This is a genomic window from Roseateles sp., assembly GCF_039595595.1.
GTDB lineage: Bacteria > Pseudomonadota > Gammaproteobacteria > Burkholderiales > Burkholderiaceae_C > Roseateles.
In genome coordinates this window covers 108858-132737 of the sequence record NZ_JBCNLG010000001.1, presented here as the reverse complement: position 1 = coordinate 132737, position 23880 = coordinate 108858, and the positions used below count along the sequence as shown (strand labels likewise).

The 23880-nt window shown below is 67.5% G+C and carries 24 protein-coding genes; 12 read left to right on the top strand and 12 right to left on the bottom strand.

What is annotated here, in order from left to right:
- Positions 1-60 precede the first annotated feature (60 nt).
- Positions 61-2277 (top strand): M3 family metallopeptidase, encoded by a 2217-nt coding sequence (locus ABDW61_RS00570; RefSeq protein ID WP_343635129.1) that lies wholly within the window; start codon positions 61-63, stop codon positions 2275-2277.
- Positions 2278-2338: 61 nt separating this feature from the next.
- On the opposite strand, the gene ABDW61_RS00565 is transcribed toward ABDW61_RS00570, so the two are convergent.
- The gene (locus ABDW61_RS00565) at positions 2339-2956 is read right to left on the bottom strand and encodes a DUF2242 domain-containing protein (protein WP_343635127.1); all 618 of its coding nucleotides are present in this window, start codon (positions 2954-2956) and stop codon (positions 2339-2341) included.
- 87 nt (positions 2957-3043) lie between these two features.
- Positions 3044-3325 (bottom strand): hypothetical protein, encoded by a 282-nt coding sequence (locus ABDW61_RS00560; RefSeq protein WP_343635125.1) that lies wholly within the window; start codon positions 3323-3325, stop codon positions 3044-3046.
- 201 nt (positions 3326-3526) lie between these two features.
- Between ABDW61_RS00560 and ABDW61_RS00555 the strand changes: the two genes are divergently transcribed.
- The 3 genes from ABDW61_RS00555 to ABDW61_RS00545 all read left to right on the top strand — a co-directional run bounded on the left by ABDW61_RS00555 (position 3527) and on the right by ABDW61_RS00545 (position 4681).
- Entirely contained in the window at positions 3527-3721 is a 195-nt protein-coding gene (locus ABDW61_RS00555; protein WP_343635123.1) for a hypothetical protein, read from the top strand.
- A 37-nt stretch (positions 3722-3758) separates the two neighbouring features.
- Complete coding sequence (locus ABDW61_RS00550; protein WP_343635960.1) at positions 3759-4073, top strand: BON domain-containing protein; 315 nt, start codon at positions 3759-3761, stop codon at positions 4071-4073.
- A gap of 185 nt (positions 4074-4258) precedes the next feature.
- Positions 4259-4681 carry a response regulator transcription factor gene (locus ABDW61_RS00545; protein ID WP_343635121.1) on the top strand — a complete coding sequence of 141 codons (423 nt, stop codon included), beginning with the start codon at positions 4259-4261 and terminating at the stop codon, positions 4679-4681.
- Here the strand turns inward: ABDW61_RS00545 and ABDW61_RS00540 are convergent.
- Positions 4659-5291 carry a response regulator transcription factor gene (locus ABDW61_RS00540; protein ID WP_343635119.1) on the bottom strand — a complete coding sequence of 211 codons (633 nt, stop codon included), beginning with the start codon at positions 5289-5291 and terminating at the stop codon, positions 4659-4661. The two genes, ABDW61_RS00545 and ABDW61_RS00540, sit on opposite strands and share 23 nt — an antisense overlap.
- A gap of 45 nt (positions 5292-5336) precedes the next feature.
- Between ABDW61_RS00540 and ABDW61_RS00535 the strand changes: the two genes are divergently transcribed.
- The 5 genes from ABDW61_RS00535 (at position 5337) to ABDW61_RS00515 (ending at position 11684) form a co-directional block, all read left to right on the top strand.
- Positions 5337-6806, top strand: coding sequence for a CHASE3 domain-containing protein (locus ABDW61_RS00535; RefSeq protein WP_343635117.1), 1470 nt, complete (start codon positions 5337-5339; stop codon positions 6804-6806).
- Positions 6807-6995: 189 nt separating this feature from the next.
- Positions 6996-7442: a BON domain-containing protein gene (locus ABDW61_RS00530; protein WP_343635115.1), complete on the top strand. Its 447-nt coding sequence runs from the start codon at positions 6996-6998 to the stop codon at positions 7440-7442.
- 360 nt (positions 7443-7802) lie between these two features.
- Entirely contained in the window at positions 7803-8174 is a 372-nt protein-coding gene (locus tag ABDW61_RS00525; protein WP_343635113.1) for a hypothetical protein, read from the top strand.
- A 65-nt stretch (positions 8175-8239) separates the two neighbouring features.
- Entirely contained in the window at positions 8240-10420 is a 2181-nt protein-coding gene (locus ABDW61_RS00520; RefSeq protein WP_343635111.1) for a M13 family metallopeptidase, read from the top strand.
- A 43-nt stretch (positions 10421-10463) separates the two neighbouring features.
- On the top strand, positions 10464-11684 hold the full coding sequence (locus ABDW61_RS00515; RefSeq protein ID WP_343635109.1) for a hypothetical protein: 1221 nt from the start codon (positions 10464-10466) through the stop codon (positions 11682-11684).
- 24 nt (positions 11685-11708) lie between these two features.
- On the opposite strand, the gene ABDW61_RS00510 is transcribed toward ABDW61_RS00515, so the two are convergent.
- Positions 11709-12065, bottom strand: a complete 357-nt coding sequence (locus tag ABDW61_RS00510) for an H-NS histone family protein (RefSeq protein ID WP_343635107.1) — start codon at positions 12063-12065, stop codon at positions 11709-11711.
- 333 nt (positions 12066-12398) lie between these two features.
- On the opposite strand from ABDW61_RS00510, the gene ABDW61_RS00505 reads away from it, so the two are divergent.
- On the top strand, positions 12399-13124 hold the full coding sequence (locus ABDW61_RS00505; protein ID WP_343635105.1) for a GntR family transcriptional regulator: 726 nt from the start codon (positions 12399-12401) through the stop codon (positions 13122-13124).
- A gap of 7 nt (positions 13125-13131) precedes the next feature.
- Here the strand turns inward: ABDW61_RS00505 and ABDW61_RS00500 are convergent, their stop codons facing one another.
- Entirely contained in the window at positions 13132-13599 is a 468-nt protein-coding gene (locus tag ABDW61_RS00500; RefSeq protein WP_343635103.1) for an Lrp/AsnC family transcriptional regulator, read from the bottom strand.
- Between the two features lie 126 nt (positions 13600-13725).
- Between ABDW61_RS00500 and ilvB the strand changes: the two genes are divergently transcribed.
- Complete coding sequence (gene ilvB / locus ABDW61_RS00495; RefSeq protein ID WP_343635959.1) at positions 13726-15453, top strand: biosynthetic-type acetolactate synthase large subunit; 1728 nt, start codon at positions 13726-13728, stop codon at positions 15451-15453.
- Between the two features lie 33 nt (positions 15454-15486).
- On the opposite strand, the gene ABDW61_RS00490 is transcribed toward ilvB, so the two are convergent.
- The 3 genes from ABDW61_RS00490 to ABDW61_RS00480 form a co-directional block, all read right to left on the bottom strand.
- Positions 15487-15975: a hypothetical protein gene (locus ABDW61_RS00490; RefSeq protein WP_343635101.1), complete on the bottom strand. Its 489-nt coding sequence runs from the start codon at positions 15973-15975 to the stop codon at positions 15487-15489.
- Entirely contained in the window at positions 15976-17031 is a 1056-nt protein-coding gene (locus ABDW61_RS00485; protein ID WP_343635099.1) for an XRE family transcriptional regulator, read from the bottom strand. It lies immediately after the preceding gene.
- Positions 17032-17103: 72 nt separating this feature from the next.
- Positions 17104-17382 carry a hypothetical protein gene (locus ABDW61_RS00480; RefSeq protein ID WP_343635985.1) on the bottom strand — a complete coding sequence of 93 codons (279 nt, stop codon included), beginning with the start codon at positions 17380-17382 and terminating at the stop codon, positions 17104-17106.
- Here ABDW61_RS00480 and ABDW61_RS00475 point away from each other — a divergent pair.
- On the top strand, positions 17308-17667 hold the full coding sequence (locus ABDW61_RS00475) for a DUF3224 domain-containing protein (protein ID WP_343635097.1): 360 nt from the start codon (positions 17308-17310) through the stop codon (positions 17665-17667). The genes ABDW61_RS00480 and ABDW61_RS00475 overlap by 75 nt on opposite strands.
- A gap of 37 nt (positions 17668-17704) precedes the next feature.
- Here ABDW61_RS00475 and ABDW61_RS00470 read toward each other — a convergent pair whose 3' ends face one another.
- From ABDW61_RS00470 to dnaA, 4 genes are all read right to left on the bottom strand, one after another.
- Entirely contained in the window at positions 17705-18145 is a 441-nt protein-coding gene (locus tag ABDW61_RS00470; RefSeq protein WP_343635095.1) for a hypothetical protein, read from the bottom strand.
- A gap of 249 nt (positions 18146-18394) precedes the next feature.
- Entirely contained in the window at positions 18395-20923 is a 2529-nt protein-coding gene (gene gyrB / locus ABDW61_RS00465) for a DNA topoisomerase (ATP-hydrolyzing) subunit B (RefSeq protein WP_343635093.1), read from the bottom strand.
- 119 nt (positions 20924-21042) lie between these two features.
- Positions 21043-22167 carry a DNA polymerase III subunit beta gene (gene dnaN, locus ABDW61_RS00460; RefSeq protein ID WP_343635091.1) on the bottom strand — a complete coding sequence of 375 codons (1125 nt, stop codon included), beginning with the start codon at positions 22165-22167 and terminating at the stop codon, positions 21043-21045.
- A 70-nt stretch (positions 22168-22237) separates the two neighbouring features.
- Positions 22238-23761 carry a chromosomal replication initiator protein DnaA gene (gene dnaA, locus ABDW61_RS00455; RefSeq protein WP_343635089.1) on the bottom strand — a complete coding sequence of 508 codons (1524 nt, stop codon included), beginning with the start codon at positions 23759-23761 and terminating at the stop codon, positions 22238-22240.
- Positions 23762-23880: the final 119 nt, after the last annotated feature.

The following is a 23880-nucleotide window of genomic DNA, read 5'->3' as shown; positions in this document are numbered from 1 at the left end:
ATCGGCTAAGGTGACGGCTTTCCGCACAACAGGACGCTCGCGGCAAGCGGGCGCGTTCCCATGAGGATTCCTTTCGTCCTGGCCGCCACCGTGGCCATCGCCGCGCCGGTGCTGGCGCAGACCACGGCTTCCGCCGCCGCGCCGGCCGCCGCCGTCCAGCCGGCCGAGCCCTCGGCCGTCAACCTGCTGCTCGCGCCCAGCACGCTGCCGCTGCAGTACCCGCCCTTCGACAAGATCCGTGATGCCGACATCGGTCCCGCGATCGATCAGGGCATGGCCGAGCATCTGGCCGAGGTCGGCGAGATCGCGGGCAACGCCAAGGCGCCGACCTTCGACAACACCATCGTGGCGCTGGAGCGCAGCGGCGCCACGCTGGGCCGCGCGGTGACGCTGCTGATGAGCCTGACCGGCGCCGATGCCAATCCGGCGCGGCTGAAGCTGCAGGCCGATTACGCGACCAGACTGGCCGCGCACCGGGACGCGATCCAGCTCGATCCCAAGCTGTTCGCGCGCGTCGAGTCGCTGTACCAGCGGCGCGCGTCGCTGGGACTGGGCGCCGCCGAGCAGCGCCTGATCGAGCGCCACTACAACCAGCTGCTGCGCGCCGGCGCGAAGCTGGACGACGACGGCAAGGCGCGCATGAAGGCGATCAACGCCGAAATGGCTCAACTGGGCGCGCGCTTCAACCAGAACGTGCTGGCCGAGGTCAACGACTCGGCGGTGATCGTGGACAGCGCCGACGAGCTCAAGGGCCTGAGCGACGAGCAGATCGCCGCCGCGGCGGCCGCGGCCAGGGCGCGCGGGCAGGACGGCAAGTACCTGATCGCGCTGCTCAACACGACCGGACAGCCGGTGCTGTCACAGCTCGAGAGCCGGGCGCTGCGCCAGCGCATCTATGAGGCCTCGGTCGAGCGGGGTTCGCGCGGCAATGCCTTCGACAACACGGCGCTGGTGTCGCGCGTGGTCACGCTGCGCAGCGAGCGCGCGCGGCTGCTGGGCTTCGCCTCGCATGCGGACTTCGTGCTGAAGGACGAGACGGCCAAGAACCAGCAGGCGGTCAACACGATGCTGCGCCAGCTGGCGCCCGCGGCGGTCGGCGCCGCGCGCCGCGAGGGCGGCGAGCTGCAGGCCATCATCGATCGCGAGCAGGCGGCGAAGCACGAGCCGTCGTTCAAGCTGGCGGCGTGGGACTGGAGCTTCTACAGCGAGAAGCTGCGGGCCGAGAAGTACGGCTTCGACGAAACGCAGCTCAAGCCCTACCTGGAGATGAAGAACGTGCTGGAGAACGGCGTGTTCTACGCGGCCGGCCAGCTGTACGGGCTCAAGTTCAAGGAGCGCCACGACCTGCCGGTGTACCAGCCGGACGTGCTGGTCTACGACGTGTTCAACGCGGACGGATCGCAGTTGGCGATCTTCATCGCCGACATGTATGCGCGGCCGTCCAAGCGCGGTGGCGCGTGGATGAACGCCTATGTCGATCAGAGCGGTCTGCTGAACCAGAAGCCGGTGGTGGCGAATCACCTGAACATCCCCAAGCCGGCGGACGGCAAGCCGACGCTGCTGACCTGGGACGAGGTGAACACGATGTTCCACGAGTTCGGGCATGCGCTGCATGGCATGTTCTCGAACGTGAAGTACCCGAGCATGGCTGGCACCAAGGTGCCGCGCGACTTCGTCGAGTACCCGTCGCAGGTCAACGAGATGTGGGCGGACTGGCCGAGCGTGCTGGCGAACTACGCGAAACACTACAAGACCGGCGAGCCGATGCCGCGCGCGCTGCTGGACAAGGTGCTGGCGGCGAAGCAGTTCAACCAGGGTTTCGCCACGACGGAGTACCTGAGCGCCGCGAGCCTGGATCAGCGCTGGCATCAACTGCCGCCGGACCAGATTCCGTCCGCCGAGGGCGTGATGGCCTTCGAGGCGAGGGCGCTGCGCGAGGAAGGCTACGACTACGACGCCGTGCCGCCGCGCTATCGCACGCCTTACTTCAGCCACATCATGGGCGGCTACGCGGCGGGGTACTACGCGTACGTGTGGTCCGAGGTGCTGGACGCCAACACGGTGCAGTGGTTCAAGGCCAATGGCGGCCTGAAGCGCGAGCTGGGCGACGCGTTCCGCGCGAAGCTGCTGTCGCAGGGCGGCAGCCAGGATGCGCTGGCGCTGTTCCGAGGCGTGGTCGGCCACGAGCCGCAGATCCAGCCGCTGCTGGAACGCCGCGGTCTGGTGCTCGAGAAGACCCGCACCGCGGAGAAGCCGCAGGGAACGGCGGGGGAGTGATCACGAGATGACCCACCCTTCGGTGGGTTGTCGCTTGTGGTTGGCGTAACGCCCGAACCGATCAACCGCCTGTCTTGTCCTCGGCTGGCGGTTCCGCCGTCCCCTGGTCCTTGAGCAGGCGCTGCATCAGCGCGAAGAACCGGTCGTAGAACTGCCCCGCCGGGATGGTCTCGGAGGCGATCTTGACCAGCGATTCCGACGTCGACGACAGCGGCACCGAGATCGAGCCCAGCGCGCTCACGCCGAGGCTGGTCGAATTCGCGCTGCGCTTGATGCTGTAGCGGTCCTGCAGTGCCGACACATAGGCCGTCGCGAGCTTGCCGCCGCCGCCTTCGGGCACGCACACGATCGTGAAGCTGATCTCCACGTGCTCCTCGCCGCCCGGCTGGAAGCGCTTCGCGCCGGTGATCGAGTCCGAGGTCGCCGTGTTGATCACATAGCCCTGACTCAGCAGCGCCCGCCGCGCCGCCTCGCAGGTGTCGTGCACGCTGGCGTCGAACAGGCGCGAGTAGGTCTCGTCCGCCGCGAAGCGCTCGTTCTGGTACACGGAGCCCTTGCGGGCCGCGCCGGACCCGAACGTGCCGCAGCCGGTCAGCACCAGCGCCGCGGCAGCCGCGGCCGTCCAGAGGCGGGAAGCAATCAGTCGGGTCGAAGGAAGGCGGGTAGAGCGTCGGATCATCGTCGTCAGGCCGTGATCGGCCAGCGGCGGATTATCCGCGTCCGCGGCAAGACGACCCTGAGGCCAGCGTTAAGCCCGTGCGGCCGGTCAAGAGGCCTGTGCGGTGAGCAGCGTCTGCCATTCGCCGTCGATGCAGACTTCCAGGCGCCGGGCGCAGCCCGGGCAGCGATGCCAGTGCTCGGCGGCCGCCGACATCAGCGCCGGCCACAACGGACGGTCCCCATCGCAGCGGCTGCGCGGGATCACCAGCGCCAGCTCCTGCTCCCGGCTCAGGCCGTCGGCCGCCATGAATTCGAGCCGCCCCCGCGCGACCACCGTCAGCGGCGTCGAGAGCAGGAGATCGGCGTTGACACGTTCCAGCGTTTCCATGTCCGGCATCCTAGGCACGGACCGTTCCCAGCGATGTCGGGGCCGCGCGCGAGGCCCTGTAGGACAAAGCCCCATCCGCGCCGTCGGCAAGCCCGTCTCCGCTTGTCCTACAAAACATCGCGGGTGCGGACGACAGGACCGGCTGTTCGGGATACGTAGAGTCAATTCCAGCGCGCCACGGGGCGCTCAAGGAGCCGACAGATGGGTATCGCCGACCACCATTCCCTTGCCCTCCACGTGCACGAGATCGCCTGCCAGGTCCAGTGGACCGCCGTCAGCGATCACGAGCCGGTCCTGGGACTCGAGGCGGCGCTGCCCTACCTGCTGGACCACCGCCCCGCGACGTTCGCCGAGCCGGCCCCTGCCGTCGTGTCGTCAGACCGCCACGCCGCGTGAGTCCGAGCCCTGTCATCAATCCAAGGAGATCAACATGATGATTCGTGCCACCGTTCTCGCCCTGGCCACTGCTCTGGGCGCCCTCACGCTGCTGCCGGGCTGCGCCGTTTCGCGCGGTCAATCGACGGTCGGCGAGTACGTCGACGACGCCGCCATCACCACCTCGGTGAAGAGCAAGTTCGTCGAGGCCAAGAGCGTCGACGCCAGCTCCATCCACGTCGAGACGCTGCAGGGCGAGGTGATGCTCTCGGGCTTCGCCAAGAACGCCACCGAGAAGGCCGACGCCGAGCGCCTGGCCCGCGAAGTCAAGGGCGTGAAGCGCGTGAAGAACGAGATCGCCATCCGCAACTGAAGCCGCGCCAGCGACTGATGCCATCGGCGCGTCTGGCGCGCGCCGGTGAGACGATTCCGATCCCGCGCCCGGCGGCGGCCTGACCCACCGCCTCCGGGCGTGCCGCGCGAACGGACGGCGTGCCTGCGCATCCCGTCCGTTCGCGCGCACCCGCCTGTGGTTCCGAGCAGTTCCGCGAGCCCCCCATGGACGCCCACGCCCCTTCCACCAGCGCCGCCCTCACCTGCTTCCTCGTCGAGGACAACGCCGTCATCCGGGAGAACCTGGTGGCCACGCTCGAGGAGATGCTGGACATGCGCGTGCTCGGCCATGCGGTCGACGAGCCCGGCGCGCTGCGCTGGCTGTCCGAGAACCATCCCGGCTGCGACCTGCTCATCATCGACATCTTCCTGGCGCAGGGCACTGGACTGAATGTCCTGCGCGCCGCGCTGGAGCGCATGCCCGAGGCGCACCGCGTCGTGCTCAGCAACTACGCCACGCCCGACATGCGCCAGCGCTGCCTCGCGCTGGGCGCGCACAAGGTGTTCGACAAATCGGCCGAGCTCGAGGATCTGCTCGCCTACTGCGGCGGACTGGCCGATGCGGCTACTCGATCAGCCCGTTCTTGAGGGCGTAATACGTCAGCTCGCTGTTGGTGTTCAACGCGAGCTTCTCCAGCACGCGCGACCGGTACGTGGACACGGTCTTGACGCTGAGCGACATGCCGTCGGCGATGTGGCCGACCGTCTCGCCGCGCGCCAGGCGCAGGAAGACCTGCAGCTCGCGCTCGGACAGCGTCTCGTGCGGCGCCTGGTCGACCGGGGCGCCCAGGCCTTCGGCCAGCAGCTCGGCCACGGCGGGGGTGATGTACTTGCGGCCGCGGAACACCGTGCGGATCGCCGTGGCGATCTCCTCGGGGTCGCATTCCTTGTTCAGGTAGCCGCTGGCGCCCTGGCGCAGCAGCGTGGTCGCGTAGTGCGTCTCGGGGAAGCCGCTGAGGATCAGGACGGGGAGTTCCGGCTTGCGGGCCTTGATGGCGGCCAGGGTCTCGACGCCGCTCTGGTCGGGCAGCGAGAGGTCCATCAGCATCACGTCGACTTCGCCGGCGCGGACCAGGTCCAGCGCCTCGCGGCCGGAACTGGCTTCGCCGCTGACGCGCAGGTCGACTTGTTCGGAGAGGAATTGCCGCAGCCCGGCGCGGACAATCGCGTGGTCGTCGACGATGGCGATTCGGATCATGGTGGCGATGGTCTAGTGAGCGTATCGCTCGAGGGAGTGTAGAGGATGAGTCTGAAGGACACCGTCACGAACCTGGGCCGCAAGACCTGGGCCTTGCCGCTGGGCGTGTTCGTGGCCCTGCTGATGATCCTGATCAGCGAGCTGGCCTACTTCGGGGCCGTCTCGCAGATGGACCGCCTGGACACGCTGGGCCGGGCCCGGATGGAACTGCTCCGGCTGATGGCCCGCGTGACCGACGCGGAGTCAGGGCAACGGGGATACCTGATCACCCGGCGCCCGGAATACCTGGACCCTTACCGCTTCGCCGCGGAGGACGCCTCGCAGGGTCTGAACGCGCTGCAGCGGATGTACGCGCAGGTTGGCGCCGAGGACGCCGAGCGCCGCAGCAAGGAGATCGCCACGGCCGTGGGCGCCAAGCTCAGCGAGTTGCAGGAGGTGCTCAAGCTCTACGAGAACGGGCGCGAGAACGCCGGCCGGGAGCTGATGATGACGGACATCGGCCGTGACCAGATGGAGCAGATCCGGCGCCGTTCGGCGGAGCTGCTGGCGGACGAGAACCGCCGCATCGCGCTGGGCACCGGCCAGGTCTACGACACGCTGATGCTGAGCCGCATCGGCGTGGCCGGCATGACGCTGCTGAGCCTGATCGTGTTCGTGCTGTTCGTGCGCAAGAGCCGGGCGCTGGACCAGCAGCGCGCCGACCAGGCGCAGGAGGTGCGCGCCGAACGCGACCGGCTGGAGATCGAGGTCTCGCGCCGGACCGCCGAGCTGACGCAGCTCGCGCGCCACCTGCAGACCGCGCGCGAGGACGAGCGCGCGCGCCTGGCGCGCGACCTGCATGACGAGCTCGGCGCGCTGCTGACGGCGGCCAAGCTGGACGTGGCGCGGCTGCGGCCCAAGCTGCAGGCCGGGGCGCCCGATCTGATGCAGCGGCTCAACCATCTGACCGAGACGCTCAACAGCGGCATCGCGCTCAAGCGCCGCATCATCGAGGACCTGCGGCCGTCGACGCTGGACCAGCTCGGGCTGGTGCCGGCGCTGGAGATCCTGTGCCGGGAGACGGCGGAGCGGCTGGGCGTGCCGATCCGGATGGAGCTGGATCCGTCGGTGGAGCTGCCGCCGAGCGCGCAGCTGACCGCGTTCCGGCTGGTGCAGGAGGCGCTGACCAACCTGGCCAAGTACGCCCACGCGACCGAGGTCACGGTGGCGCTCAAGCGCGAGTACGCCCAGGCGCTGGTGACGGTGACGGACAACGGGCAGGGCTTCGATCCGGAGCGGCTCTCGCTGGGGTCGCACGGGCTGCTGGGGATGCGTTTCCGGGTGGAGGCCGAGCGCGGCCAGCTGCGGCTGCGCAGCGCGCCGGGCCAGGGCTGCGAGGTGCGGGCCTGGCTGCCGCTCAAGCGCGACGAGCCGGAGATTGCGCGCATCGATTTCCCCATTCCGGGCATGCCGGGGATGGCCGCGGCGCCGTCCGGCGAGGGCGGCGCGCCGCCGGCGGGCGGGGTGCCGTTGTAGGCCGGCTCCTACGGGCAGCCGGGATACCGGGCGACCGGCGGTGCCGGCGCCAGCCGACCCGGCGTGCGAGGGGAAGTTCCTAGAGTGAGGGCATGGATCCGCGGCCACCCGCGGAATGTCCGCGAAGCGTCGCCAGGCCCCGGTGCCTGCCGCGACGGCCGCGCAAACCCCCGCGAAAGGAGCCTTGTCATGAAGCATGCATCCCGCCCGCATCACCTCCTCCTGGTCCTGCCTGCCGTGGTGGCAGCCGTCGCGCTGACCGCCTGCGGCCGCGAGGACGATGACCGCACCGCCGGTCAGCGCCTGGACGACGGCATCTCCAAGATGGAGCAGAAGTCCGAGCAAGCCAAGGCGGACACCCGCCAGGCGATGGACAAGATGGGCAACAAGATGGAGAACACCGCCAACAAGGTGGGCGAGGCCGTTGACGATGCGCAGATCACCACGTCGATCAAGACCGCGCTGGCCGGCGATCCGAAGCTGAGCGCGCTCGACGTGAAGGTCGAGACCGACCATGGCCACGTCACGCTGGACGGCACGGCGCCCGATCTGGCCGCGCGCGATCGCGCCGGCTCGATGGCGCTGGCCGCCAAGGGCGTCCAGTCGGTCAACAACCGCATCAAGGTCAACGGCTGATCCCCTCCTCTGCAGCCGTCTGACCAGGGCCCCGGCCCGCGTCCCAGGACGCGGCGCCGGGGCTTTCTCCGTCTGCGGCGGCCGCTGGCCCTCACCCCCTTCTTCCGCTGGGGCGAGGGGGCTCGTGCCACAGCGCTGCTGCCCTTCGAAACACCCCCTCTCCCCTGCCCTCTCCCCCCTCGCGGGGGGCGAGGGAGTTCTTGCGCAAGGCAAGTGCGGGCTGTTCAAGTTCCCGAAGGCGCTCACGGCTTTCAGCGCGCAATGATCGCCAGGGCGGGAGCGTCTCTCCTGCCGGGTCTCCACTCACGGGGCGCGAGCGGCGATGCCACTCGCGCCCTTTCACTTTTGCGGAGACCCCCCATGTCAATGCCCGGCTTCTTCTCGAAGATTGCCAACTGGAGCCCGTTCAAGCGCACCGAGCCTTCCGAAGAATCACCGCCGCGCGGGCGAGAAGAGGAGAAGGAGGTCGTCATCCAGAACGACCTGTATTGGACACACCGCGACCTGACGGAAACGATGGCGACCTCTCAGGGGACGGCCACGGACCCGTCCGTGCGATCTCGCCCGCCGATGCCCACCCGCGCACCGCCGGTACCCGGGCGCCTGCCCTTGGCACCCGCCGCGGCGAAAAGCATCGGCGGCGCGCAGGTGTCGATCGCTCCAGGGAGGGAGGCGCAGTTCCTGCCGGTGACCGTGGAACTCGCGCAGCGCTTCAACAAGAACCCGAAATGACCCGCCAGCCGGGCGAATCGCGGGGTGTCGTTTGGCACCCGGCGGCGGCGGACGGCTGACGGAGAATGCCCGCCAGCAATCACCACCCGCTGTCGGCCATGAACCGTCCCTTTGTCCGCACCTCCGCGGCCGCGCTCGTCGCGGCCGCCGTCCTTGGCGCCTGCGCCAGTGCCAGCGCGCCCACGTCAGACACCGCCGCCGCTGCCGCGGCTGGCGCGGCGTCCGCTCCGTTCGGCAACGGCCCCGTCGCCACCGAAGGCCCCCTGGACCGCCTGCCCTACACGCCCAGCCTGGACACGGCCGCGATGGACCGCACGGCCGATCCCTGCGAGGACCTCTACCAGTACGCCTGCGGCGGCTGGATGGCGGCCAACCCGATCCCGCCGGACCAGGCGCGCTGGTCGGTGTACGCCAAGATGGCCAACGAGAACCAGCGCTACCTGTGGGGCGTGCTGGACAAGCTCTCCGCCGCCGATCCGGCGCGCAGCGCCAACCAGGCGCGCATGGGCGACTACTTCGCCGCCTGCATGGACGAGCCGGCCGCCGACCAGCAGGGGCTGGCGCCGCTGCGCCCGCTGCTGTCGCGCATCGAGGCGCTGAAGGACCGCCGCGAGCTGCCCGCGCTGCTGGCCGCGCTGCACCTGGCCACCAACAACGAGCGCGTGCTGTTCCGCTTCACCTCGGGCCAGGACATGAAGGACTCGACGAAGGTGATCGCCTTCGCCTATGCCGGCGGCCTGAGCCTGCCGGACCGCGAGTACTACTTCAAGGACGACGAGAAATCGCGCCAGCTGCGCGACCAATTCGTCGCCCACGTGGCGCGCAGCTTCGAGCTGCTGGGCGACGCGCCCGCCGCCGCGCAGGCGCAGGCCCGCCGCGTCATGGCGCTGGAGACGGCGCTGGCGCAGGCCTCGCTGGGCCGTGTCGACAAGCGCGACCCCTACAAGAGCTTCCACCCGATGAAGGCCGCCGGCCTGCAGGCGCTGACGCCCGGCTTCGACTGGACGGCCTACCAGCGCGCGCTGGGCCTGGACCCGGCCAAGAGCTTCAACGTGACCGAGCCGGCCTTCTTCAAGGCCATGGCCAAGGAACTGGCGCGGCGCGACCCCGCGGAGCTGCGCGACTACCTGCGCTGGCAGCTGCTGAGCAGCCAGGCGCCGACGCTGGCGGCGCCGGTGGTGCAGGCCAACTTCGAGTTCTTCGGCCAGACACTGCAGGGCGTGCCGCAGAACAAGGCGCGCTGGAAGCGCTGCGTCGAGCTGGTCGACGCGCAGCTCGGCGAGGCGCTGGGCCAGGAGTTCGTCGCCCGCAACTTCAGCCCCGACCTGAAGGACAAGACGCTGACGATGACGCGCCAGATCGAGGAGGCGATGGCCGCGCGCATCAACTCGCTGAGCTGGATGAGCGAGACCACGAAGAAGCGCGCGCAGGAGAAGCTGCACGCGATCGTCAACAAGGTCGGCTATCCGGACCGCTGGCGCGACTACTCGTCGCTGACGGTGGCGCGCGACGACTTCGCCGGCAACGTGATGCGCGGCAATGCGTTCGAGCTCAAGCGCCAGCTCGCGAAGATCGGCAAGCCGCTGGACCGCGGCGAATGGGGCATGACGCCGCAGACCGTCAACGCGTACTACGACGCGCAGATGAACGACATCAACTTCCCGGCCGGCGTGCTGCAGCCGCCGCTGTTCGATCCCAGGATGGACGACGCGCCGAATTACGGCAACACCGGCGGCACCATCGGCCATGAGTTGATCCATGGCTTCGACGACGAAGGCCGCCAGTTCGATGCCAAGGGCAACCTGCGCGACTGGTGGACGAAGAAGGACGGCAAGGCCTTCGAGCAGCGCGCGGCCTGCGTGTCCAAGCAGTACGCGCAGTACGTGGTGGTCGACGACATCCGCATCAACAGCAAGCTGACGCTGGGCGAGGACCTGGCCGACCTGGGCGGGCTGGTGCTGGCGCACGCGGCCTGGAAGGCGCAGATCGCGGACATGAAGCAAGCGCCGGCGGACGCGGACGGCCTGACGCCGGAGCAGCGCTTCTTCGTCGGCTTCGCGCAGTGGGATTGCAGCCATGCCCGGCCGGAGTACGCGCGCGTGCATGCGCTGACCGACCCGCATTCGCCGGGGCGCTATCGCATCAATGGCGTGGCGGTGAACATGCCGGAGTTCGAGCAGGCCTTCCGCTGCAAGCCGGGCCAGAAGATGGTCAAGCCGGACGCGGAGCGTTGCCGCGTGTGGTGACACCCGATGTCGGGCGAACCGAGCGAGTTTGCAACGAAGACTGATGGATCGGCCCGGCTGCTTGCGCACCGGGCCGATTCATCTTGAACTTCGCCCCAACGCCATGACTCAACTCAAACCCACCTCCGCGCACCCGCCGTCCACTGCGGACTCCCTCTACGACGACGCGATCTCCGAGCCGATCTACGACGACGGGCGGTCCGAACCCGCGCCGCCAGAAGCGACGTCGACGCCCCCTCCTTCCAGTCAGCCCTACCGCAAGAACGCGCAGGAGCTGAAATACGGCCAGATCGAGCATCTGAGGAATCAGGGCGGCCACCGTCGCTTCGCGCCCAAAGGCGGCCAATCTGACGCGATCTACTCGCAAGTGCTTCCTAAGGCGCTCCGGAAGACCCCCGAGGAACTCGAAAGGGATGAGCTGTTCGTCGATGTCTCGCAGTTCTCTAAGGTGCTGTCGAACCCGAAGAAGCCGCCGCCGATACCGCCCAAGGCCAACGGTTCCGGCGAGTTGATCTATACGAGCGTGGTGGCATTAAAGGCGACGGGGTCGTCACAAGTACCGAAAGACAGTGAGGTCGTGGAGTACTCGGGGGTGCTGCCGGCCGACCAGGCCAAGGCAGTGATCGATGCTCAGGCAGCTCACCTGAAAGTCCGGATGACCGGCGCCGGTCTGGATTGGCCTGCCCGGCTCGACGAGCATGAGGCGTTGAGTTCGGACTTCGGACAGACGTACTTGCGCGGCGGCAGTCCGGGGACGAAGCAGTTGGATGCGATGTGCTCGAATCTGATGAAGTGCTTCGCCACCCCGCATGCGAAACCCAAGCTGCCCTTTTTTCACCGCGAGAAGAGCTATGGCGCCGTCGTCGCCATGTCCGAGACTTTGGCGATCCTGCGGTCCGACGTCGGGAAGACGGTCACGAGGGATCTGGCAACCGCTCTCGACGGTTCGATCGTGTCGAACGGCTGCAAGAACGATCCCGCGCTCATCGGATTGGCGCTCCACGAGTCGTTGCGGCGGGCCGAGGGTGGCCTGTCCAAGAATGAACGAGAGGTGCTGGCGCGCCATGCCAAGAGTCCCAGGAGCGGATTGCAGAACGAGATCAGCGACCGGACGCAGCGAGCCGCGGAGCTTTGGAAGAAGCTCGAGGAGCAAGACGATGACAACGGCCTCCATCAATTGAAAGCCGCGCTCAGGTCCGTGCATGTCGAACAGATGGCGCTGCTGCAACTGCGGCAGATCGCCGCCGAGCCTCGTCAGCGCTGAGCGCGATCAGCCCCGAGCGGACGATCACCTGATCAACAGATCCTCGGCCGTCTTCCCGGCGGCCAGGGCGTCCTTGAACCAGTTGGGGCGCTTGCCGACGCCGGTCCAGGTGCGGCCGGCGCCGTCGTGGTATTTCGGGGTGCCGCCGCCGCGCGCGGCCTTGCGCGCGGGCGCGCCGGCCTTGGCAGTTCTGGCCGTGCGGCGCGTGCCGCGCGGCTTGGCGCCAGCGCTGCCGAACAGTTCCTCGGGCGTCAGCCCGTAATGCTCGATGGCTTCGCGGATCCGGGCGACGACGCCCGAGATCTCCTTGGCGCGCAGCGCCTGGGCTTCCTTCTGAAGTTTTTCGATCTGGGACAGGACTTGCTTCAACGACTTGGCCATTCAACGGCTCCATTCGAGTGATTCGACAACGGGCATTCGCCTCTGTATCGCTGGCCTCCCGGCCGCGACTGTAGCGCTTGGTACACGGCGATGCGGAAACGACACAGCGAATGCCTTGCATGCGGGAGCGATTCGACTGATTGCGGTAGGCGATTCCTGGACGAACACTTCTATCGAGGAGTCATTTCGGCCGTCATTTGCGCATTCATTGCGCTTGAGCAAGAACGCCGCCGAGGACCCGAATCGCCCGGCGCGCGCAGTGGGCCGCCTTCGTAGAGTGGCAAGCCGCCCGCGCAATGCCGCGCTGGCGAACTCACTGGACGGAGTGCCGCGATGGCTCATTCCCCGTATCCGATCAACACGCCGACCTATCTGCGACTGCGCGACCAGATCCGCACCGACATCGAGGACGGCTGCTGGCGGCTCGGCCAGCACTTGACGCTGCACGAGCTGAGCGCGCATTACCAGGTCAGCAACGTGCCGGTGCGCGAGGCGCTGCTGCAGCTGCAGGGCGACGGCATGGTGGACATGCGGATGAACAAGGGGGCGGTGGTGCGCGAGGTGGATGCGCGATTCGTCGAGGAGTACTTCGATGTGCGCGAGGCCCTGCAGGCCATGCTGGTGACGCAGGCCTGCCGCATGCAGAAGCGGCTGTCCACGGCCGCGCTGACGCGCGCGCGGACGCTGCTGCCCCCGGTCGAGGAAGCAGCGCGCGCGGGCCAGGTCGGCGAGCTGCTCGCCGCGGACGAGGCGCTGCAGCACCAGCTCGGCCGGTTGGCGGACAACGGCCAGGCCTTCGACATGCAGGCCTCGCGCGGGCGGCTGCTGGAGGCGTTCCGGCGAGCGCGGCTGCCCCTGTGGGCGGCGGAGCTCGAGGTCCTGCCGGTGGAGGGCCGGGCGATGCTGCAGGCGGTCGCGCAGGGCGATCCGCAGATGGGCGCCGAGGCGGTCCGCCGTCATATCGCCGCGCTGCGGACCTATGCGCTGCGGCTGTTGAAGCTGCCGGAGATCCCGGGCCGGGGCGGCGCGGCGGCCGCGGCCGAGACTCCCGACGCTTGAGCGCGGCTCACAGCGGCAGCGAGCTCGCCTTCAAGCAGCGCAGCACGAAGCTGGACTTGCTGTGCCGGACGCCAGGGATCTTGTAGAGCTTCTCCCGAAGCAGGCGCTCGTAGTCACGGGTGTCGCGCACGGACAGGCGCAGCACGTAGTCGTAGTCGCCGGAGACGAGATAGGCCTCGATGACCTCGGGAATCGCCTCGAGGTGGCGCGCGAACTCGGCCATCGCCGCATCGGTGTGCTTGTTCAGCGTGAGCTGGACGATGAGCTGCTCGGGCCGGCCGATCTTCTCGGCGTTGACGCGGACGGTGTAGCCCTCGATGACGCCGGACTCTTCCAGCCGCTTGATGCGCGTCCAGCAGGGCGAGGTGGTCAGGCCGACCTCTTCGCTGATCTCCTGAAGGCTTGCTCGCGCATTGCGCTGGAGCGCGCGCAGGATGGCGCGGTCGAACTTGTCGAGCTTGATTTGCTGTTCCATCGAGATCCAACAGGAAGATTTGCTGCGGAGGCAATTCTAGGAGGCAGGAACGGCAACCCTTTCCGAGGGGCTGCCGGGATACTGGTTCGCATGAATGCACTGACCGAGGGCGCCGCGCTGGGCGCCATGAACGCGGTGGCCGGCGAGCCCCGCAATGGCGCGCAGACGCTGCTCGACACGCTGGTGGCCTGCGGCGTGGACACGGTGTTCGGCTATCCGGGCGGCGCGGTGCTGCCGCTGTATGACGCGCTGCATGGCGAGCCGCGGCTGCGCCACATCCTGGTCCGTCACGAGCAGGCGGCGGTGCACGCGGCCGAAGGCTACGCGCGCAGCACCGGGCGGCTGGGCGTGGTGCTGGTGACCTCGGGGCCGGGGATGAGCAACACGACGACGGGGCTGCTCGATGCGATGTGCGACTCGGTCCCGGTGCTGTGCATCAGCGGGCAGGTGAACAGCGCGTCGATTGGCACGGACGCGTTCCAGGAGTGCGATGCGCTGGGGATCTCGCGGCCAGTGACGAAGTGGAATGCGCAACTGCGGCCGGGCGGGGATGTGGCGGCGATGGTCCGCAAGGCGGTGGAGGCCGCGCGGGGCGGCCGGCCGGGGCCGGTGCTGCTGGATGTGCCGAAGGACGTGCAACTGGCGCCGGCTCCGAGACGACGGCCGGATCCGCGGCGCGAGCGCGTGGCGGCGCCGGTGGCGGGCGTCGTCGGCGCCGGATCGATCGAGCAGGCCGCGGACTGGATCGCGGCGGCGCGGCGGCCGGTGTTCTACGGTGGCGGTGGATTGATCAACGCGGGCGATGAGGCGTGCACGGCGTTTTCCGCCATCGTGGCTGCAAGCGGCGCGCCCTGCACCCTGACGCTGATGGGACTGGGCGCGCTGCCGGCGTCATCGCCGCAGTGGTTGGGGATGCTGGGGATGCACGGCACGCTGGAGGCCAATCTCGCGATGCATCACGCGGATCTGATCGTGTGCGCGGGGGCGCGATTCGACGATCGCGTGACGGGCCGGCTGGACAGCTTCGCGCCGGGGGCGCGGGTGATTCATGTGGACATCGATGCGGCGTCGATCGACAAGGTGCGCCGCGCCGATCTCGCGCTGTGCGGCGACGCGCGCGCGGTGCTGCCGCGGCTGAGGCGGGCGCTCGAGCGGCGCGCGATGGCGGCGGAGCGGCTCGCCGAGTGGTGGGAGCGGATCGAGGGCTGGCGGGCGCAGCGCTCGCTGGCGTTCGAGGACACGCCCGAAGTGATCGCGCCGCAGGCCCTGATGGCGGGGCTGCGGGAGCAGCTCGCGGGCCGCGATGCGATCGTGTCGACGGACGTCGGGCAGCATCAGATGTGGGCGGCGCAACACCTGGCCTTCGAGCGGCCGCGGCGCTGGCTGACCTCGGGGGGCGCGGGGACGATGGGCTATGGCTTGCCGGCGGCGATCGGGGCGCAGGTGGCGCATCCGGGGCGGCTGGTGGTGTGCGTGAGCGGGGACGCGTCGATCCTGATGAACCTGCAGGAGATGGCGACGGCGCGGCAGCATCGCGCGGGGGTGAAGGTCGTGCTGTGCAACAACGGCCACATGGGCATGGTGCGTCAGTGGCAGGAGCTGCACCACGGCGAGCGCTACAGCCACAGCTACAACGCGTGCATGCCGGACTTCGTCGCGGTGGCGAAGGGTTTCGGCTGGGAGGCGGCGCGGGTCACGCGGCGGGAGGAGCTCGATGCGGCGCTGGCCGCGTGCCTGGCGAGCGAAGGGCCGTATTTCCTCGACGTGGCCGTCGCGCCGGTGGAAAACTGCTTTCCGATGATCCCGGCGGGGAGGGGGCATCAGGAGGTGATGCTCGCGGCGCGGACGGCCTGAGGCCCGTGGCGACGCGTCATTTGCCGTGCCGGATCAAGTCGCCCATTCCTTGAATCGCCGTTGGCATTCTTCCGAAGGGAACCGGGCACCTGCAGTCAGCATCCGTTGAAGGGCCGCCGCGAGCGCTCCTTCATTGACGACGCCATGTGCCAGCAATTGATCGAGCAGCCACAGCGCGCCGTGCACCGCCATGCCGTCCTTCTGGGCTTGCCTGCGCAGCCGGCCATCTCCGGTCAGCAAGGGCAAGCCGGACTGCCGCGCAAGGTAATAGCAGGAAACGTCCGCCAGAGAGCTGTTGTTGTGCTCGGCGGTGAGGTGTGTGAGGTCAGCGATGGCATCGCTGCCAAGCGATTCGACGATCAGACCGCGCCGGGTCAGTTCTTCATGGGCAAGGTCTTGCAGTTCGTGCAGGACAAAGTCGGTGCTGCAGAAGTGGAACGGGAGGCGGAAGAGGTCGTCCAGAAGATCAGCGTTCCGGAAATCAATCCAGATGTTGGTATCGCTGACGTAGACCCGCTGCATTCATGCTCCCGCCAGCGCTGAGAGAGCGGGCTCGAGCGTGTCCAGCGGGCGTTGCAGGAACTCGGCGGCGCGGGACGGGGTGAAAAGGCCTTCGGCCAGCCCCCAGAACACGAGCGACTCGAAACGCCGCGGTTGCTCGGGCAACAGCGCCTCTGGCTCTGCGGTGCGCCAGCCAGCCTGCGAGAACTGGATGACCGCTGCCTTGTAGCCGGCCTCATGCAGCAAGCCGAGATCCTTCAGGCGCCGCAGTGCGACCTGCATCGAGATCCCGTAGCGCCGCTTCGCATTCAGGAGCTCCGCGGGATGGACACGCGACCGGCGGTGACTGCCGAAGTCGAGCAGCACCTGCGCTCCGGGGTAGAGAAACGCGCCGGCGAAGCGATGACAGCATCGCTCCTTGTCGGCCTCGGACATGTCCTCGGGCAAGGCCATCACCCAATGGCCGAGCTCATGCGCCGCCGTGAAGCGCATGCGCTCGCCAGGCCGCGCGGTATTGAGCGCGATCAGCACATGCTCGTGGTCTTCCGTGGCAGCGCATGCACCGTCGAAGTCATTTTGCGCATCGAGCAGCGCCACCTTGATGCCACGTTCTTCCAGCAACTGCGTCAGGTTCGCGATGGCGTCGCCGCCGATGCCCCAGGCACGACGCAGGCGCTCCGCAGCGCTCTCCGCCGCTTCGAAGGACTCGACCGGAAGGATCTCGGGGGCCGTCGGGGCGATGCGGACATTGACGGCGTCGAAGCAGCGCTCCAGGCCGATATAGCGTTCGAGGTGGTCCCGCATCTGCTCTTCCACCTGCCGCTGCCGGTACTTCGGCATGCGGGCCAGCTTGCGGAACTCCAGCGGAGACAAGCTCACCGCTTCGGCGCGGAAGAAGTATTCGGGCCGGACTCCCAGGGCCTTGGAGAACTGGAGGAGCCGCGTCGAGTTCGGGATCGCATCGCCCCGTTCGAACTTGCTCAGTGCCTGCTTGGTGATGTCACCGACGGCCTGGGCCAGTTCATCGAGGCTGAGCCCCTTCAAGACGCGGGCCCGCCGGAGTCGGTCGTGGATCATCGCGTGCTCCTTGGTTGACGCAAATTCTATTCCTGATCATTTCGTCAACCAACGACCGATCCAAGTAGCGTGTCACTGCAGCAGTTCGGCCACCGACGGATCCACGCCGGGCGGCGGTGCGCTGCAGTCGCTGCCGATCCACTTGTGGACCGAGGTCGATTCGTAGGTGATCGGCATGCCCTGCGCGGTCGTGCCCTTGAAGCTCACCTTGACCGTGGCGCTGGACTTGTCGGTGACCTGGTAGGAGCCGTTGCCCGTGCCGCTGGCACGTTCGACGTGCAGCTCACCCCCGCGCCCGCCACGAATGACGCCTGCCCGATTGGGCGCATGGCCATCGTCAAGCAGTTCCACGGCGATCTGGAAGGGAGCAGCCTCGGCGAGATGCTGGCCTTCAGGACGGCGGTGCCGGGCTCGGCCGGCTACGTGGCGATGGAGCAGGTGCAAGCCCGGCTCGCGGGCCGCGAGGGCAGCTTCGTGCTGATGCACGCCGGGGAGATGAACCGCGGACAGCCGCGATTGGCGGTGCAGGTGGTGCCGGATTCAGGAACCGGCGGGCTCGAAGGGATCAGCGGGACGTTGACGATCGATATCCGGGACGGGATTCACTTCTACGAGCTGAGCTACGAGCTGAAGTAATGCTTCGCCAGAAATTCCTCGCGACGAAGCAGATGGCTCAACCGCGGCCAATCAGCGTCACCGGGAGTATTTGGTCGGGCGCTCTGACGACCACGCGGCGGAAGGGACCAATACACCGCCAGCGAATGTTGCCGCAACCACAGGTAGCCCAATAAAAAAACTTCCGTTCAGGAATCGAGGACGGCGAAGCCGACCCGCAAGTGCGGCATTGAATATAGCCGCCCAACGTCGGTCGCCAGCCCGCGCTGACGATTGGAAGGACAACAAACAATTGCTCCAGTTTCTTTTGGCGCAGAAGTGGCAATTTCTTCTTAAGCCACTTTTCTCGGAGAATTCCGGTTTTGTGGTTGTTGGCCCATGCCGAATCACCCAACGCGGCCGGATTTGCGTCCGTCAATGAAGCGCGAAGCTCGGCCGATTGACGGGCGACCTCGGCCTTGCCCAGCTTCTTGAGTTGCCTTTTGCGATCTGCATCCATGACGGCTGGTGTTTGACTTCATCGGCGCTGCAAGGCGTCCGCTTGAAGAATGGTTGAGACGGCCGCTTCAGCATGGAGCACCAAGCGTCCACGAACGCCATGGGAGGCTCGCCGGTTTCCAATTGGTTAAACCGATATGCCGATCCGGCCCACGAATTACTACTGCTACTACTACCCTGCAGATGCAGAAATGGCCCATCTCGCAGGAGATGAGCCATTCTTCAATGCCGCATGACGGCGCGTCGACGCTCACACGTCGATATTCGCCGCCCTCAGCGCATTCGTCTCGATGAACTCCCGGCGCGGCTCGACCTCGTCGCCCATCAGCATCGTGAACACCCGGTCCGCTTCGATCGCGTCCTCGATCTGCACGCGCAGCAGGCGGCGCACCGTCGGGTCCATCGTCGTTTCCCACAGCTGCTCGGGGTTCATCTCGCCCAGGCCCTTGTAGCGCTGCCGGCCCACGCTCGACTCGGCCTGCGTCATCAGCCACGCCATCGCCGCACGGAAATCGCCGACCTTGCTCTCCTTGGCCTTGTCGCCCTCGCCCTTGCGGATCACGGCGTCCTCGCCCACCAGGCCCTTGAACGCCACGCCCGCCGCAGCCAGGACTTCATAGTCCGCACCGTGCACGAAATCCGCCGTGATGATGCTCGAGCGCACATTCCCGTGATGCCGGCGGCTGATGCGCAGCAGCTGCTTGTCCGTGCGCGGATCCGTCTCCGCCGTCACCACCGCATCGTGCAGCGCCGACTGCAGCGCCGTCGCGGCAATCTCCGCCGACTCCTTCGTGTCCAGGCTGATCGACAGCCCCGACGCCAGCAGGTGCAGCGCCTCGCCATCCATCCACGCGGACAGACGTTCGATCACGTTCTGCGCCGCCACGTACAGCCGCGCCTTCGTCTCGAGCTCCTCGCCCTTGAGCACCGGACCCGCGCCCGCGCCCGCCGTGTGCAGCTCGGCATCGTTCAGCGCGACCTTCAGCAGGAAGCCATCGAGCTCGTGGCCGTCCTTCAGGTACTGCTCCTGCTTGCCCACCTTCACCTTGTACAGCGGCGGCTGCGCGATGTAGATGTGCCCGCGCTCCACCAGCTCCGGCATCTGCCGGTAGAAGAAGGTCAGCAGCAGCGTCCGGATGTGCGCACCGTCCACGTCCGCGTCGGTCATGATGATGATCCGGTGGTAGCGCAGCTTCTCCGGATTGAAGTCGTCACTGCCCGCCCCGCGCCCGATGCCCGTGCCCAGCGCCGTGATCAGCGTGATGATTTCATTGCTGGTCAGCAGCTTCTCGTAGCGCGCCTTCTCCACGTTCAGGATCTTGCCCCGCAAAGGAAGGATCGCCTGGAACTTGCGATCCCGGCCCTGCTTCGCGGAGCCACCGGCGGAGTCACCCTCCACGATGTAGATCTCGCACAGCGCCGGATCCTTCTCCTGGCAGTCCGCCAGCTTGCCCGGCAAGCCCATGCCGTCCAGCACGCCCTTGCGCCGCGTCATCTCCCGCGCCTTGCGCGCCGCTTCCCGCGCGCGCGCCGCCTCGACGATCTTGCCGCAGATGATCTTGGCGTCCGCCGGGTTCTCCAGCAGCCAGTCCGTCAGCTTGCTCGCGACGATGTCCTCCACCGGGCCGCGCACCTCGCTCGACACCAGCTTGTCCTTGGTCTGCGAACTGAACTTGGGCTCCGGCACCTTCACGCTCACCACGCAGGCCAGGCCTTCGCGCATGTCGTCACCGGTGACGTCGACCTTGGCCTTCTTGGCCAGCTCGTTGTCCTCGATGTACTTGTTGATCACCCGCGTCATCGCCGCGCGCAGACCCGTCAAATGGGTGCCGCCGTCACGCTGCGGAATGTTGTTGGTGAAGCACAGGACGCTTTCGTTGAAGCCGTCGTTCCACTGCATCGACACCTCGACACCGATGTTGGTGTTCTGGTCCGACATCTTGTCGCCCTGCGCGTGGAAGATGTTCGGGTGCAGCGCCGTCTTGCCCTTGTTGATGAACTCGACGAAGCCGCGCACGCCGCCCGCGAAGGCGAAGTTGTCTTCCTTGTTGTTGCGCTCGTCGACCAGGCGGATCTTCACGCCATTGTTCAGGAACGAGAGCTCGCGCAGCCGCTTGGCCAGGATGTCGTAATGGAACTCGGAGTTCTGCGTGAAGATCTCCGTGTCCGGCAGGAAGTGCACTTCCGTGCCGCGCTTGTCGGTCTCCCCGACGATCTTCATCGGGCTGGTCTCGACACCGTCGCGCAGCTCGATCAGGCGGTCCTGCGGGATGCCCTTCCTGAACTCGAGCTGATGGACCTTGCCCTCGCGGCGCACCGTCAGGCGCAGCGTCTTGGACAGCGCGTTCACGCAGGACACGCCCACGCCGTGCAGACCGCCCGAGACCTTGTAGCTGTTCTGGTTGAACTTGCCGCCCGCGTGCAGTTCCGTCAGCGCGATCTCGGCCGCCGAGCGCTTGGGCTCGTGCTTGTCGTCCATCTTCACGCCGGTCGGAATGCCCCGGCCGTTGTCGATCACCGAGATCGAGTTGTCCGTGTGGATCGTGATGACGATGTCGTCGCAGTAGCCGGCCAGCGCCTCGTCGATCGAGTTGTCGACCACCTCGAACACCAGGTGGTGCAGGCCCGTGCCGTCCGACGTGTCGCCGATGTACATGCCCGGCCGTTTGCGCACCGCCTCCAGGCCTTCCAGGATCTGGATGCTGGACTCGCCGTACCCCGCGCCGTCGTTCTGCGGCGCGGGAGCCGGGGTGTTCTCGGGAGTGCTGTTATCGGTCATCGGAGGGGTACTCAAGGCCGCCGCGGCGGCCGCTGAAAAAACTGGCTGGAACCCCCGCTTGGCGGGGGCAGGGGGTGCGCAACGTCCCCGCTCCGAGGAGCGACGGTTGCGCAGCAACCTTAGATCCTCATCGGCATGACGACGTACTTGAAGCCGTTGTGCTCGGGGATGCTGAGCAGCGCGCTCGACGAACTGTCGTTCAGATCGACGCGCACCATGTCCTGCGACATGTTGGACAGCACGTCCATCAGATACGTCACGTTGAAGCCGGTCTCGATCTGATCGCCGCCGTAGTCGATCTCGAGCTCTTCCTTGGCCTCTTCCTGTTCGGCGTTGCTCGACGCGATCGACAGCAGACCCGGGTCGAAGGACAGCCGCACCGCCTTGAACTTCTCGCTCGTCAGGATCGCGGCGCGCTGCAGCGCGGCCAGCAGCGGCTGGCGGCCCAGGATCACGTGGAAGCGGTGGTTCTTCGGGATGACGCGGTTGTAGTCGGGGAACTTGCCCTCGACCAGCTTGGTCACGAACTCCATGCCGCTGAAGCTGAACTTGGCCTGGTTGCCGGCGAAGCGCATCTCGATCGGCGCGCTCTCGTCGTCGCCCTTGCCGCCGTCCTTGAGCAGGCGCATCAGCTCCAGCACCGTCTTGCGCGGCAGGATCACCTCCTGCTTGGGCATCTCGGTGTCGGTCTCGGCCTGGGCCAGCGCCAGGCGGTGTCCATCGGTCGCCACCAGCGTCAGCATCTTGCCTTCGGCCACGAACAGGATGCCGTTCAGGTAGTAGCGGATGTCATGCACCGCCATCGCGAAGTGGACCTGGTTGATCAGCCCCTTCAGCGTCTTCTGCGGCACGCTGAACGCGGGCCCGAAGTCGGCGGCTTCCTGCACCAGCGGGAAGTCGTCCGCCGGCAGCGTCTGCAGCGTGAAGCGGCTCTTGCCGCCCTGCAGCGTCATCTTGTTCTGGTTCGACGTCAGGCTCACCGTCTGGTCCGACGGCATCGAGCGCAGGATGTCGATCAGCTTGCGGGCGCCGATCGTGGTGGAGAAGTCGCCGTCGTCGCCGTCGAATTCGACCGTGGTGCGCACCTGGATCTCCAGGTCGCTGGTGGTCAGCTCCACCTGCCGGCCCTGCTTGCGCACCAGCACATTGGCCAGGATGGGCAGGGTGTGGCGCCGTTCCACGATGCCGGACACCGCCTGCAGCGCGGCAAGCACTTTGTCCTGGCTGTCTTTCAACACGATCATGTCAACCTCTCTCCACTGTTGGCTGTTCGGGCGAACGGGGCATTTTCGCTCAGCGCGAAGGCCTTTGGCCTCATCCCTTCAGCGTTTGCTCCAGCACATGCAACTGCTGGTTCAACTCGGTGTTCTTCTGGCGCTCGCCGCCGATCTTGCGCACCGCGTGCAGCACCGTCGTATGGTCGCGGCCGCCGAACAGCTCGCCGATCTCCGGCAGGCTCTTCTGCGTCAGTTCCTTGGCCAGGTACATCGCGATCTGGCGCGGCCGGGCGATGCTCGCCGGGCGCTTCTTCGAGTACATGTCCGCGACCTTGATCTTGTAGAAGTCGGCCACCGTCTTCTGGATGTTCTCGACCGAGATCTGCCGGTTCTGGATCGACAGCAGGTCCTTGAGCGCCTCGCGCGCCAGCTGGATGTTGATTTCCTTGTGCGAGAAGCGGCTGTAGGCCAGCACCTTGCGCAGCGCGCCTTCGAGTTCGCGCACGTTGGCCCGCACGTTCTTGGCGATGAAGAAGGCCACGTCCTCGGGCATCGGCGCGTTCTCGGCCTCCGCCTTCTTGATCAGGATCGCGACCCGCATCTCCAGCTCGGGCGGCTCGATCGCGACGGTCAGGCCGGCGTCGAAGCGGCTGGTCAGGCGCTCGTCGATGTCCACCAGGCCCTTCGGATACGTGTCCGAGGTCATGATGATGTGCGCCCGCTTGGCCAGCAGCGCCTCGAACGCGTTGAAGAACTCCTCCTGCGTCCGGTCCTTGCCGGCGAAGAACTGCACGTCGTCGATCAGCAGCAGGTCCAGCGAGTGGTACTTGGCCTTGAGCTCGTCGAAGGTCTTGCGCTGGTAGTTCTTGACCACGTCCGAGATGAACTGCTCGGCGTGCAGGTAGAGCACGCGGGCGTCGGGGCGGTCCTTCAGCAGCGCGTTGCCGACGGCGTGGATCAGGTGGGTCTTGCCCAGGCCGACACCGCCGTAGATGAACAGCGGGTTGTACATCTGGCCCGGCGCGCCGGCGACGTGCAGCGCGGCGGTGCGCGCCATCTGGTTGGCGCGGCCCGGGACCAGCGTGTCGAAGGTCAGCGAGGTGTTGATGCGATGGCGCGTGGCGCTGGGCGGCACGCTGGGCGTGGCGCCGGGCTGGATCAGGCTGGCGGCCGTCGCCGGCGCCTGGGCAGGCTGAGCGGCCGCGGGCGCGGCGGCCGGACGCGCCGCCGCCGGTGCCGGCGGACGGGCCCCCACGGAGGCGCCCAGGCCGTGTTGGCTCAGCACCTGGCCCATGGTCATGCTCGAAGGCTGCGTGCGCGGCAGCGGCGCGATCGCCTCGCGCGGCGCGAGCGACAGCTCCAGCCGCGCAGGCTTGCCGGCGAGTTCGCTCAGGATGGCCTCGATGCGGCCGGCGTACTGGCTGCGGATCCAGTCCAGCTTGAATCGGTTGGGGACGCGGAGGGACACCAGGACGGCCTCGTGGCCGTTCTCCTGCTGCTGGGCGACCTCCGCGGGGGGCAGAGGCCGGATCCAGGTGTTGAATTGCTGTTCAGGCAGTTCGGCGGCCAGGCGTTCGCAGCCGCGCTGCCACAGTGCCGCCCCGGACAAGTCGTCGCTCATTGTGGAAAACTTATTCTTCGAGCGGCCGGATTGTACTGATCCCGGGCCGCGAAGCCAGGGTTATCCACAGATTTTTTGACCCGGTCAAGTGCTGGTAATCCCCGTGCCCGCCAGCATCC